At 45.0% G+C, this 11,585-nt stretch carries 14 protein-coding genes; 3 read left to right on the top strand and 11 right to left on the bottom strand.

Features of this window, described 5'->3' with window-relative positions:
* Positions 1-981: alanine--tRNA ligase (gene alaS / locus QZ147_RS01960; RefSeq protein WP_295146506.1), on the bottom strand; the 981-nt coding region annotated here is incomplete at its 3' end.
* Between the two features lie 135 nt (positions 982-1,116).
* On the opposite strand from alaS, the gene QZ147_RS01955 reads away from it, so the two are divergent.
* From QZ147_RS01955 to QZ147_RS01945, 3 genes are read left to right on the top strand one after another with little or no spacing between them, the layout of a single operon-like run.
* Complete coding sequence (locus QZ147_RS01955) at positions 1,117-1,989, top strand: Gfo/Idh/MocA family oxidoreductase (RefSeq protein WP_295146504.1); 873 nt, start codon at positions 1,117-1,119, stop codon at positions 1,987-1,989.
* Entirely contained in the window at positions 1,986-2,918 is a 933-nt protein-coding gene (hemH, locus tag QZ147_RS01950; protein WP_295146502.1) for a ferrochelatase, read from the top strand. The genes QZ147_RS01955 and hemH overlap by 4 nt, the downstream gene beginning before the upstream one ends.
* A gap of 40 nt (positions 2,919-2,958) precedes the next feature.
* Positions 2,959-3,423 carry a response regulator gene (locus QZ147_RS01945; protein WP_295146501.1) on the top strand — a complete coding sequence of 155 codons (465 nt, stop codon included), beginning with the start codon at positions 2,959-2,961 and terminating at the stop codon, positions 3,421-3,423.
* 44 nt (positions 3,424-3,467) lie between these two features.
* Here QZ147_RS01945 and QZ147_RS01940 read toward each other — a convergent pair whose 3' ends face one another.
* From QZ147_RS01940 to QZ147_RS01895, 10 genes are read right to left on the bottom strand one after another with little or no spacing between them, the layout of a single operon-like run.
* Complete coding sequence (locus QZ147_RS01940; protein ID WP_295146499.1) at positions 3,468-5,288, bottom strand: penicillin-binding protein 2; 1,821 nt, start codon at positions 5,286-5,288, stop codon at positions 3,468-3,470.
* A gap of 3 nt (positions 5,289-5,291) precedes the next feature.
* On the bottom strand, positions 5,292-5,588 hold the full coding sequence (gene fliE / locus QZ147_RS01935) for a flagellar hook-basal body complex protein FliE (RefSeq protein WP_295146498.1): 297 nt from the start codon (positions 5,586-5,588) through the stop codon (positions 5,292-5,294).
* Positions 5,588-6,088 carry a flagellar basal body rod protein FlgC gene (gene flgC, locus QZ147_RS01930; RefSeq protein ID WP_295146496.1) on the bottom strand — a complete coding sequence of 167 codons (501 nt, stop codon included), beginning with the start codon at positions 6,086-6,088 and terminating at the stop codon, positions 5,588-5,590. The genes fliE and flgC overlap by 1 nt, the downstream gene beginning before the upstream one ends.
* A gap of 9 nt (positions 6,089-6,097) precedes the next feature.
* On the bottom strand, positions 6,098-6,526 hold the full coding sequence (gene flgB / locus QZ147_RS01925; protein WP_295146508.1) for a flagellar basal body rod protein FlgB: 429 nt from the start codon (positions 6,524-6,526) through the stop codon (positions 6,098-6,100).
* 59 nt (positions 6,527-6,585) lie between these two features.
* The gene (locus tag QZ147_RS01920; protein ID WP_295146494.1) at positions 6,586-7,200 is read right to left on the bottom strand and encodes a TlpA family protein disulfide reductase; all 615 of its coding nucleotides are present in this window, start codon (positions 7,198-7,200) and stop codon (positions 6,586-6,588) included.
* Positions 7,201-7,211: 11 nt separating this feature from the next.
* Positions 7,212-7,664, bottom strand: coding sequence for an SsrA-binding protein SmpB (gene smpB / locus QZ147_RS01915; RefSeq protein ID WP_295146493.1), 453 nt, complete (start codon positions 7,662-7,664; stop codon positions 7,212-7,214).
* 8 nt (positions 7,665-7,672) lie between these two features.
* Positions 7,673-8,428: a 4-(cytidine 5'-diphospho)-2-C-methyl-D-erythritol kinase gene (locus QZ147_RS01910; RefSeq protein ID WP_295146492.1), complete on the bottom strand. Its 756-nt coding sequence runs from the start codon at positions 8,426-8,428 to the stop codon at positions 7,673-7,675.
* Positions 8,425-8,655: a carbon storage regulator CsrA gene (gene csrA, locus QZ147_RS01905; protein ID WP_295146490.1), complete on the bottom strand. Its 231-nt coding sequence runs from the start codon at positions 8,653-8,655 to the stop codon at positions 8,425-8,427. The genes QZ147_RS01910 and csrA overlap by 4 nt, the downstream gene beginning before the upstream one ends.
* Positions 8,649-9,470 (bottom strand): tRNA pseudouridine(55) synthase TruB, encoded by an 822-nt coding sequence (truB, locus tag QZ147_RS01900; RefSeq protein WP_295146488.1) that lies wholly within the window; start codon positions 9,468-9,470, stop codon positions 8,649-8,651. Before truB ends, csrA begins: the two co-directional genes overlap by 7 nt.
* A 36-nt stretch (positions 9,471-9,506) precedes the next feature.
* Positions 9,507-11,567, bottom strand: a complete 2,061-nt coding sequence (locus QZ147_RS01895) for a UvrD-helicase domain-containing protein (protein ID WP_295146486.1) — start codon at positions 11,565-11,567, stop codon at positions 9,507-9,509.
* Positions 11,568-11,585 lie beyond the last annotated feature (18 nt).

Below are 11,585 nucleotides of genomic sequence, written 5' to 3'. Positions count from 1 at the left end.
TAGCTCGCAAACTTTATCGACCAGGCGGTACATAAAGGGCTCTTTTATACCTAGTAAATATCCGTGTCTGATCGCGCGGCGAAGGATACGGCGAAGCACGTAGCCGCGGCCCTCTTTGTCAAATGTAGTGCCCTGAGCTAGTAGGAAAGTCACCGAGCGGATGTGATCGCTGATGACGCGGTAGCTAGCGCCACTCTCGTAAGCGTAAGGCTTGCCGCAAAGCTTTGCGACTTCCTCGATAAGAGGCATAAAAAGCGAGCTATCGTAGTTGCTAAATTTGCCTTCCATTATCGCTGTGACGCGTTCAAGCCCCATGCCCGTGTCGATGCTAGGCTTTGGCAGCGGTGTTAGCTTGCCGTCGCTGCTACGCTCGTACTGCATGAAAACCAGGTTCCAAATTTCAAGAAATCTATCTCCGTCGCCGCCCATGTAGTCCTCAGGCGTGTTAAAGTGCTCGCCGCCTTGGTCGTAAAAGATCTCCGAGCACGGTCCGCACGGTCCCGTATCGCCCATCTGCCAGAAGTTATCGTGATCGCCGAATCTATAAATGCGCTCCTTTGCGATGTGCTGCTCCCATAGCGCAAATGCCTCGTCGTCGCTCTCGTGAACGGTGACGTAGAGGCGGTCTTTGGGTAGTTTTAGCACCTGCGTGACAAACTCCCACGCATACGCGATCGCGTCTTTTTTGAAGTATTCGCCGAAGCTAAAATTTCCCAGCATCTCAAAAAACGTGTGGTGGCGCGCGGTGTAGCCGACGTTATCTAGGTCGTTGTGCTTGCCGCCTGCGCGGATGCAGGTTTGACAGCTCGTGCGGATGGGCGGGGTAGGGCGCGGTACTTCGCCGGTGAAAATGCTCTTAAACGGCACCATACCCGCGTTTGTAAAAAGCAGCGTAGCGTCGTTCGGCACTAGCGGTGCGGACGGGATGATCTCGTGACCTTTGCTTGCGAAAAAATTTAAATAAGCCTCTCTAATATCCATTTCTACGTCCTAAAATTAAAATAGTGGCGATTTTAACATAAAAATTTATAAAATTCCTAAAACAAGCTCAATTTTTTGCCGTTTATTTAATAAAATTGATTAAGCTTACGGTTAAAAATAAATTTAGGGTTTATTATGAAGCTAAAAATCGGCATCGTCGGTTACGGCGCGATCGGGAAGGCGCATTATGCCGAGCTGCGCCGCTCCGATAAATTTGAAGTTTGCGGAGTTTTTGATAAAAATTGTAAAGACGAATTTTGCCGCGCTCCGCAGTTTGAAAATTTTAAGGATTTTATAGCCCAGTCTCATCCGCAGGCTCTCGTGCTTTGCGTGGAACAAAAAGAGCTTTTCGACGCGTTTAACGAGTGTGCTAAATTTTGCCAAAATATACTAATCGCTTGCGGCGGATTTAAAAATTTAGACCGCCTAAAAGAGCTGAACTACGTCGCAAAATCGGCCAAAATTCGCGTTTGCGCGGGGTTTAGCGATAGATTTCGTCCTGCTATCGTCTCGCTGCAAAAAGCGCTAAGCAAAGAAAGCGAAATTTACGGCATCCACATCTCTTATTCAAAGCCTAATTTAGGCGCCGATATAATTAGCGGGCTTTGCTTGCCTTGCATAGACCTTGCAAAAACTATCGCAAAAAGCGAAATTTACGAGTTTTCAAGCTCGTTTAGCAATAAAACAAATTCGCGTTCGTCGGATAACGCGCTCATAAAATTTAAGAGTAAAAATCAAATTTTAACCTCCGTTTTAAACTCGCATTGCGGGACTTTCGAGCGATTTAACGTCGAGATAAACGCAAAAAGCGGGGCGTATTTCGGCGATCTAATAGCAAACAGGCTTTTTGAGCTAACCGAAGACGGTCAAATAAATCTTAAAATCGACGCCGATCAAAACGAGATAAAAGTACAATACGACGCATTTTTCGACTATTGCGTAAGCGGCGAAATAGGCGAACTATCGACGCTTGACGATATTATTAAAATTATGGAGCTTTTTGCATGAAAAGGGCGCTTTTACTGCTAAATATGGGCGGTCCGCGGAATTTAGGCGAGGTTGAGGTTTTTTTAAAAAATATGTTTAACGACCCTTGTATTTTAAGCGTAAAAAATCCTATTTTACGTAAAATTTTAGCATTTTTTATAACCAAAGCGCGCGTAAAAACCGCTCGGAAAAATTACGAGAAAATCGGCGGTAAATCGCCTCTTTGCGAGATTACGCAAAGTCTTTGCGATAAAATTTCGCTTTACGAAAAATTCGACGCAGTCGATTTTGCGATGAATTACACCCCGCCGTTTAGTAAAGAAACGCTTAAAAAATACGAAAATTTCGGCGAGATCGTTTTATTTCCGCTTTATCCGCATCGCTCTATCACGACGATTACGTCGAGTCTAAATGAAATTTATAAGGCTGCGGACGAATTAAAATTCAAAGGAAATTTCCGCGTCGCAAGTCCGTTTTTTGATAGCGACGAATACGCCGATATCGTGGTTTCAAGCATAACGGATAAAATCGTGGGCGCCGACATAAGCGACGTAACGCTGATATTTTCGGCTCACTCGTTGCCTCAAAGCATCATTGCAAGCGGCGATCTTTACGAGGCGGACGTAATTTTTCAGGTCGAGAAATTAACGCGAATTTTAAAAGAACGCGGCATAAAATTTAAAGAAATAAATCTTGCGTACCAGTCGCGCCTAGGCCCCGTAAAATGGCTAGAACCTTCGCTAAACGAAGCTCTAGAAAAGTGCGAAAATAAAAAGGCGCTTATCTATCCTATCTCGTTTTGTATAGATAATTCTGAGACGATTTTTGAGCTAGCGATCGAATATAAACGCATAGCGGACGAGCTAGGCTTTAAATTTTACGACGTCGTAGGCTGTCCTAACGACGGCGAAAATTTTGCTAAATTTATACTAAATCGCGCCGAGGAATGAAAATTGCTTACTTCTATTATCTTCAAGTAAAGGAGGGCGAATGAGAGCGATAAATGCCGAAAAAACGCAGTATCTATCGCAGTTAAGCGGCGTAAATCCTAGTCGCGAAAAAAAGAGCGCTAATTTTGACGAAATATTAAATAAAGCGCTTGACGAAGCGGAAGGCGAGAGTAAAATTTTAAGCGACGTCGAGCGGTTTAAAAACGATCTTGCCAAACTCGGCGCATACGGCTATTTGGCTCAACTTAACGCAGATAAAATCGAGCAAAAAGTAGCCGAAAAAAGAAAGGAGCTAAGCGAACTTTTGGGGCTAAACGACCCTAATAAGAGTGCGGAAGAAAAAAGCGAGCTAAATCAGACGTTAAACGAGTTTTTAAATAAATACCGTAAGGAACTCAACGGCGCGCTAAATAACACTATTTTGCAACGTCAGCAGAATTTAGACGGCGTGGTAAGTTCAAACGTAAATTTAAACTCCGTTTTGGCAGAACTTTCGCTTCTTTAAAATTTAGCGGGTTAAATTTGACCCGCTAAACGCGAAATTTTCAATCAGTCTTTTGCCGGAGGCGTTTGTTTTTTGGACTCTTTTTTAGCTTGCGCTTCGGCGACAGCCTTTGAATCGGGGATTAAATAACCCTCTTCTATCATTAGCTCAACCGCTTTTTTAAATGACGGCAGCGCGCTTTGGGCGCCGAAATAATAATACGGGCGCTTCGGGTTGCGGGCTAGTACGCCTATCGTATAGCTGTTGCCGATGCTATCGTTTACGAAGCCGAAAAACGAGCCGTTGTAGGTGTTGCTATATCCGCCGCGACCCGAAGCGATGTGCGCCGTGCCGGTTTTCCCGCCGATTTCAAGACCCGGTATATAGGTGCCCGCTCCCGTGCCTTTTTCTACGACTTTGATTAAAATTCTCTTCATTATTTTTGCCGCTTCTTGTGAGATTACCTGTTTAGGCTGCGAGCGCGGGATCTCGAATTTTTTGCCGTTTTTTTCCAGATAGGCGACCGCGTGCGGGATTACCTCGACGCCTTTATTGTTAAAAGCGTTGTAGCCCTTTAAAAGCTGCATAAACGTCGCTTGAAGCCCGTATCCGTAGCTTACGGTAGCTTTGTAGGTAGAGGAATTCAATTTATTAACGGTCGGCATCATGCCTACTTGCTCGTAAGGCAGATCGACGCCTGTTTTTTGCGAGAAGCCGAAATTTAATAGCCCTTGGTAAATTTCCGGTCCGCTAAGCCGTTGTACGATCTGAATCATGCCGATATTAGAGCTATGCACGATGACGTCTTCGGCGCTCATAGAAGCTTCGGGGTGCGTATCTCTGATTATGCGCTTACCTAGTTGATAGTTACCATTATAAGTATTTACCGACTCCATCGGATTAATTTTATTTTCCTGTAAAAGCAATGCGAAAATAAACGGCTTAAAAACCGAACCGACCTCGTACGCATACTCCGTCGCGCTCGAATTTAGCGCCGGATAGTCTTGCTTTCTTATATTTGACGGGTCGTAGCGCGAGCTTGACGCTAGGGCTAAAATTTCTCCGTTTTTACTGTTCATTATGCATAAAATTAGCTCGTTTGCGTCTAGAAATTCCCGTTTCTCGTCCAAAATTCGTTCTAATTTGGTCTGAAATTTTAGCGGGATCGAAAGCACCGCATCGTAGCCGTCTATGCGGTTGGCCAAATTTGAATCGCTTGTTAAAATTATGTTATTGCCGACGTCTCTGGGTCCTAGCAGCTTAGCGTCTTGTATCGGGGCTAGATAATCTTCGTAGGATTTTTCTATGCCTTTTACGCCCGTTACTTTCGTGATATTGTCTTTTTCGGTCTTTCTGGTGTAACCGATCAAGGGCGTTAGCGAGCTTTGCGCCATATAAATTCTATTTTCGCCGCTTTCGGCTACGTCCATTCCGCGCTGTAAAACTACTCCGTTTTTTTCGTCGGTATAACTTACGATTATGCTTTTGGTGCTAAATTTTTTGGCGAGCTCTTGCAGGTAGGCGGCGCTTTTGGCGTCGATTTTGTATGAAAGAGTAACTTGTCCTTTGGCGGAATTTAGCGTTTTTCGCACGGCGTTTGGATCATCGCCGCTGTAAAGGCTATAAAGCTTAATAAACAGCTCTTTTTTATTGGGGTCGATATTTCTGGTATCTACCATAGCTTTATAAAGTTTTTGTCCGGTAGCCACGCTAAATCCGTCTTTGGTGATTATATTTCCGCGTTGGGCGGTGTTTACGTCGCTAGTTTGTAACCGCGGCAGCTTACGCTCGATCGTAGCGCGGTAAAAAATAACCCCCACGAATAGCATCATCGCTAGCGTAATAAATAAAAATAGAACGGTTATTTTGGACTTTTTGGGGTTCATAAATTAAATTTGCGTCCTTGAAATTTCCTTATACGCGCTTAATGCCTTGTTGCGAATTTCAAGCATTAATTTCATGCTAGTTTCCGCTTTGCCGATAGCGATAGCTGCTTGGTGTAAATCTTTTACCTCGCCCGTGGCTAGGTCGGCGATCGCTTTATCGGCGTTTACTTGTACTTTGTTTAACTCTTTTAGCGACTCGTTTAGCATATCGGCAAAGCCATCGCTTTGCGCCGCCCCGCTTGCTTTTTGCAAATTTTGCGCTTTGTTTACGCTTTGTACTAGATTAACGTCGTTTATCATTATGATTGTCCTGCTATTAGTTGTATCGCGCTGTTTGCGATATTTTTGGCGCTTTGAAAAGCCGCGACGTTTGCTTGATAAGCGCGCGTAGCTTCTACTAGGTCGCTCATCTCGATTACCGGATTTATGTTAGGAAAGGCCACGTAGCCGTTTGCGTTGGCGTCGGGATGCTCCGGATCGTATTTTAGCTGAAAGTCCTTATCGTCGCGCACGACTTTATCCACGACCACGCTCATTAGCGACGGATGCGCGTCTTTGGGCGAACTAGGATCGTCTAGCGGATTTTCGTATTCTAGCATCGAGCCGCTTTCTTTTAGTTGTTGATTTAAAATTTTATCAAATTCTACCGCTTTAAAAATCACCTCTTGCCTGCGATAAGGACCGCCTTCCGCCGTGCGAGTAGTTTGCGCGTTGGCGATATTCGAGCTTATTACGTTCATCCTAAATCGCTGCGCGCTAAGCCCGTATCCGCTAATGTCGAAATCGTTTAAATAACTCATTTTTTATCCTTAAATTTTCGAGCTCGCGTCGATCACGCTTTTAAATATCGCGCCTTCGCGTTTATACGCGCTATCTATCGCAGTTAGCATTACAGAGTTTTTGCTAAGCTCGGTCGTTTCTATATCTAAATCCACCGTGTTCGCGTCGTTTCTAGCCAAATGTCCGTCGCGTAAGAAAATTTGCGATACGTCACTTCTAGGAAAATCCTGCGCCGCAAAATGCGCTTCGTCGGTCTTTGCTAGTTCTAGCTTCTTATCGTCGTCGGCGCCGTAAATTTCGCTTGCTTTTTGTTTTAATACGCTTTCAAAACTAATATCTCTGGCTTTGTAAAAAGGCGTATCGATATTTGCAATATTGCCCGAGATTAGCTTTTGGCGCATTTCTCTCGCCGCCATCGCGGCTTCGATTAGCGGCTTTGACTTTGAGGTTTCTAGCACGAACATTGCGTTCTCCTTTTAAATTTACTGTTTAAATTAAGCAAAAAACATTCCAAATTTTACTTTGCGCCGACGATTTTTTCTAGGTCCGCTTTTAAATGTGTGGTTTTTACGCCGCCAAGATAATATTTTACGCCGAAATTTTTACTATCTACATCGGTTAGCGTCTGGTAAACGCCGTCTTTTAGCACGACTTTAAAAGGTAGGGCGATCTCATGTTTGTAGTCGATATCGCGCGTGATCTGCTCGATAATTCTATCGTTTTTAGCTTGGTCGTTGGAGATAAAATAAAATCCGTGAAATTTTTTCATAAACTCGTCTACTACGTATTTGTCGGTTACGTTCTCAAAATGCGTAAGCGCGATTAGCGTAAAATTTTCGGCGTTTTTTAGCTGATATTCCATTAGGCTCGGCGCTTCGTCCTTGCACGGCTGGCAAAAAGTGCCGAAAATATCAAACATTATCGTCTTATCCTCGGCGCCTTTTATCGCAAAGCCGCCGCCCTTTCGAACGAGCGTGAGCTCTTTGCCTACGACGCTTTTTAGCGAGATTTCCTCGCCGGGAGCGAATTCTTTAAAATTTTGCGTCTGCGTTACGGGCTGCTCGTCGTCTCCGCATCCCGTAAAATTTAACGCTAAAAATGCAAACGTCAAAAATACTAAAATTTTTTTCACTTTTATCCTTTTTACCTAAAATTTTTCATCGCCGCGCGCGCTTCTTTGTCCGCTTCGCGCTTTTTCAGCGTTTCGCGCTTGTCGTGCAAGTTTTTACCCTTTGCCAAGGCTACGCGAGCTTTTACGATATTTTTATCGTTTAGATAAAGCGCCAGAGCCACCATCGTAAGTCCGTCTTGCGTCACGGCGCCGAAGAGCTTATCGATTTGCTTGCGGTGCATCAGCAATTTGCGCGGCGCGCGCTCGTCGGGGCGGAAGCTAACGTGCGTCGTTTCTAAATACGAGATGTGCGCGTTTAGTAAAAATAGCTCGCCCTTAATCACGCGCACGAAGCTGTCTTTTAGATTCGCCCGTCCCGCGCGAAGAGCCTTTACTTCGCTGCCTTTTAGCGCGATGCCCGCTTCAAACATCTCTAAAATCGTAAAATCGTGAAGCGCTTTTTTATTTTTCGCCAAATCTTTCATTTTTTGCCTTATTTTACCCAAAATACGCTGCTGCCGCTGCCGCTTAAAAATTTATCCCCAAATTTTCCCATCGCGGGATAAATTTTAAGGCAAGGCGCGTAAAGGTCGTTTAAAACGCTATTGCTAAAATTTTCTAGCAGCTCGCGACTGGTCGTTTTTAGCATTTTTCGCGCTAAATTTTCGTCTATATTTTGCATAAAATTCGCGCGGAATTCGCCGTAAACCGCAGGCGTCGAGCAAAAAACATTAGGCGTAAAAACGCTAAAATTCGGGACCTCGTCCTCAAACGGCTCGATGATCTCGCCGACACCGCTTACGTTAGCCGCCTCAAAGCCGCTTACGAAAAACGGCACGTCCGCACCTACTTTCGCGCCGATCTCGCGCAGGCGCTCGCTAGAAATTTTTAAATTTAGCTCGTCGTTCGCCATTTTTAAAAAGGTCGCGGCGTTCGAGCTGCCTCCGCCAAGTCCTGCTCCCATGGGGATATTTTTTTGCAGTAAAATTTTGCGCGAGCTAAAAAATTCGTCTATTTCGCGGGCGAATCCAGCGCTTTTTAGCGCGTCCATCGCTTTTAAAATTATGTTATTTTCAATCCGCGTTTCGCGTCCGTTTTGCATGCAGATTAGCGAAAATTCGCTAGCCTTTTCAAACGAAATTTCATCGTAAATTTCGCGCGTTAAAATAAAGCGCGACGCGATCTCGTGGTAGTTTGCGCGAGTACCGACGATTTTTAGGAACGTATTTATTTTAGCGTAGCTTTTCATTTTTCTATTTTTTTAGAAAGCTCGCCTAAATTTACGTCGCCTACGCTTTTGCTTGCGTGAGCGTTTTCGTCTTTGATGCCGCTTGCGAGCTCCGCGCGCAAAATCATCGTATTTTTAGGCGCGCTGATACCTAGTTTTACGCCGCTTTTTGAAATGCCTACGATCGTTATTTTAACGTCGTTTCCCAGTAAAATTTCTTCGTTTTCTTTTCTTGATAAAATCAACATTTTTCAACCTTATTTAAACAATATGAAACGGCGCCGTCTTCAAGCTTGATTATGCTAAAAAATTTATCATAACTTAGTAAATAAACGCCGTCCTCGCGCGCGCTAAGTTTTGCCGCGTCTAGCTTTTTGCCGTCCGTAATATCGGACGTTTCGCCCAAATATTTAATCTGCGGCAAATTTAAAATTTTATCCGCTTGCAAAAACCGCTCGCCTTCATATTTAAACTCGCCTTCGCTAAGCCTGCAAAGCGCGCTAAGAGTCGCTGCGCAGCCGATCTTATGCGCGAAAATTTGCGCGTAGGAGCGTGCGTATCCGCCTTCGCTTAGGCTGATTTTAATCGTTAAAAACGGATGAACGTAGTGCAAAATTTCGCTGTTAAAAATTTGCATTTCTTGCTCGGCAAGCTCAAATTCTTTCCCCGCGCGGGCAAGCTCGTACGCGCGAACGCCGTTTACGTGCTTGGCGCTAAATTTCGGCGGCGTAAAGGAAATTTTGCCCGTTAGCCGCTCTCTCGTTTTTTCTAAAATCTCGCGCGAGAAGGGCGGTAAAATTTCCACGCTCTTTATATTTTCGTTATCGCCGCTAGGACTGCTAGCTCCTAGCCATAAGGTCGCGACGTAAATTTTAGGCTCTTTGTTCAAAAAGCGAAAAAGCCTCGTGTAAGAGCCTAACGCCACGATGAGGCAGCCACTGGCAAACGGATCTAACGTGCCCGAAAAGCCCGCCTTTTTTTCGCCGTATTTGCGTTTTAGGCGGCTTAAAAAATGATTAGAGCTAACGCCTGTGGGCTTATTTGCTACGAATATCGCGTTCATCGCGCTTCCTTTAAAGCGTTTGCCGAAAATTTCGGCTCATACCGCGCGCTCGACGAAGCTTGACATTATCTCGCGCACGTTGCCGGCAAAATTTATCGTTAATTTAAACTCTTTTTTAACTTTTGTTACAGCCGTTACGCGCCCGATGCCGAAAATTTTGTGTTTAACCAAATCGCCCTTTTTATAATCGCTGCTTTGCTCGATTACCAGCGAGCCTTGCGCCACGCCGCTTTCGCTTAAAAACCTACTTTTATTTAAGCGGGTGCGCTGACCTTTATAAAAGCGCGAATTAGCAAAGCTTAGCGTTAAATTTCGCTTCGCGCGGGTGATCGCTACGTAGGCTAGGCGGCGCTCCTCCTCGATGTCGCTGCCATCGCCTATTAGCGGGAAAAATCCCTCTTCAAGCCCGATGACGAAGAGATTTTCAAACTCCAAGCCCTTGCTTGCGTGCACGCTCATGATGGAGATCGCCTCGCCGTCGATGCCGTCTTGCTCGCTGGTAAGCGTTAGCTCGTTTAAAAATTCCTCTATGTCAAAGCTTGGATTTTGTTTGATCTGATCGCGAAGAACGCCGTAAAATTCGTCGATATTCGCCGCTCGCTCCGAGCCGTCGGGTAGGCTCTCGTAGTATTTTTTAATACCGAATTTGCCTTCTAGTTTATCGATTAGTTCAAAAAGGCTCTCTAAATTTTGCAGTGCGCGTAAATTTTCGCAAAATTCTACGAGCGCGGATTTTATCTTTTTGCTAAACGCTTCGTCGTTTTCATCTATCGCGCTAATAGCGTCAAATAGCGAAATTTTACGCTCGTAGGCTAGTCTTTCAAGCTTTTCTAAGCTTACCTTGCCTAATCCTCTTTTTGGGCGGTTTATTACGCGGCGGATCGAGAAATCGTCGTGCGGGTTGCTGACTAATCGTAAGTAGCTAATGACGTCTTTAATCTCGGCGCGCTCGTAGAATTTCACGCCGCCGACCATTTTGTAAGGGATTTGCATCTTGTTTAGCCCGTCTTCTAGCGAGCGGGATAGGGCGTTTATGCGGTAAAGTATCGCGATATCCTTTGCTTGCGCACCGCTATCAAGCAGCACTTTTATGCTCTTTGCGATTTTGCCGGATTCTATATTCTCGTCCGCGCTTTCCATTAACGTAATCTCGTCGCCTTCGCCTTTTACGCTTTTTAAATTTTTACCCAGACGCCCTCTATTGTGGTCTATTAGCTCGTTCGCGGCTTTTAAAATAGGCGCGGTAGAGCGGTAATTTTGCTCCAAGCGGATGATTTTTACATTTTCAAACTGATCTTTGAAATTTAAGATATTTTCCACTTTTGCTCCGCGCCAGCCGTAAATGCTTTGATCGTCGTCGCCCACGACGCAGATATTTTGATGCGCGGCGCATAGTTTGCGAAGTAGTTTGCATTGCAAGTCGTTGGTGTCTTGATACTCGTCCACCATAACGTATCGGTAGCGGTTTGAAATTTCAAGCGCGAGCTCGTCGTTTTCGTCTAAAATTTTATACGTCAGCGCGAGCAGATCGTCAAAATCTACGAGATTGTTCGCGCACAGATATTCCTCGTATTTGTCGTAAATTTGCGCCGCTTTTTGATAAAACCCGTCTTTACCGTTTGCGACGCCCGATATCTGGGCGCTTTCGTAGACCTCTTTTACGCTTAAAAGCGAGTTTTTGTAATTTGAAATTTCGTTTGCCAAAATCGACGTAGAAATCGGGCTTTCAAAGCCTTTGATGATCCGTTTTTTATCGTCTGAATCTATAATTACGAAGTTGTTTTTGCGGCCGAGTCTTTCGATATGAAATTTTAAAAATAAAAGCCCGAATTTATGAAAAGTGCAAAGTAGCGGCGCGTAGCTACCTCCCAACATTGCCGTCGCCCGCGAGCGCATCTCGTTGGCGGCTTTATTGGTGAAGGTTAGAGTTAGCGTATTTGCGGGGTCTATGCCCACTTCGCCGATTAGATAAGCAAGGCGCGTCGTGACGGTTTTGGTCTTGCCGCTGCCCGCGCCCGCTAGGATCAACATCGGCCCGTCGATATGCGTCGCCGCTTCGCGCTGGGCGTCGTTTAATTGGTCTAGTAAATTTTCCATTTGCTCTTTTTCTAAATT

The organism is uncultured Campylobacter sp., assembly GCF_905371695.1.
GTDB lineage: Bacteria > Campylobacterota > Campylobacteria > Campylobacterales > Campylobacteraceae > Campylobacter_A.
This window is presented reverse-complemented; position numbering and strand designations above follow the sequence as displayed.

Coding starts and splice junctions, on each gene's coding strand:
- QZ147_RS01955 (WP_295146504.1), top strand. CDS start 1,117: ATGAAGCTAAAAATCGGCATCGTCGGTTACGGCGCGATCGGGAAGGCG.
- QZ147_RS01940 (WP_295146499.1), bottom strand. CDS start 5,288: ATGAACCCCAAAAAGTCCAAAATAACCGTTCTATTTTTATTTATTACG.
- fliE (WP_295146498.1), bottom strand. CDS start 5,588: ATGATAAACGACGTTAATCTAGTACAAAGCGTAAACAAAGCGCAAAAT.
- smpB (WP_295146493.1), bottom strand. CDS start 7,664: ATGAAAGATTTGGCGAAAAATAAAAAAGCGCTTCACGATTTTACGATT.
- hemH (WP_295146502.1), top strand. CDS start 1,986: ATGAAAAGGGCGCTTTTACTGCTAAATATGGGCGGTCCGCGGAATTTA.
- truB (WP_295146488.1), bottom strand. CDS start 9,470: ATGAACGCGATATTCGTAGCAAATAAGCCCACAGGCGTTAGCTCTAAT.
- csrA (WP_295146490.1), bottom strand. CDS start 8,655: ATGTTGATTTTATCAAGAAAAGAAAACGAAGAAATTTTACTGGGAAAC.
- QZ147_RS01945 (WP_295146501.1), top strand. CDS start 2,959: ATGAGAGCGATAAATGCCGAAAAAACGCAGTATCTATCGCAGTTAAGC.
- QZ147_RS01910 (WP_295146492.1), bottom strand. CDS start 8,428: ATGAAAAGCTACGCTAAAATAAATACGTTCCTAAAAATCGTCGGTACT.
- flgC (WP_295146496.1), bottom strand. CDS start 6,088: ATGAGTTATTTAAACGATTTCGACATTAGCGGATACGGGCTTAGCGCG.
- QZ147_RS01895 (WP_295146486.1), bottom strand. CDS start 11,567: ATGGAAAATTTACTAGACCAATTAAACGACGCCCAGCGCGAAGCGGCG.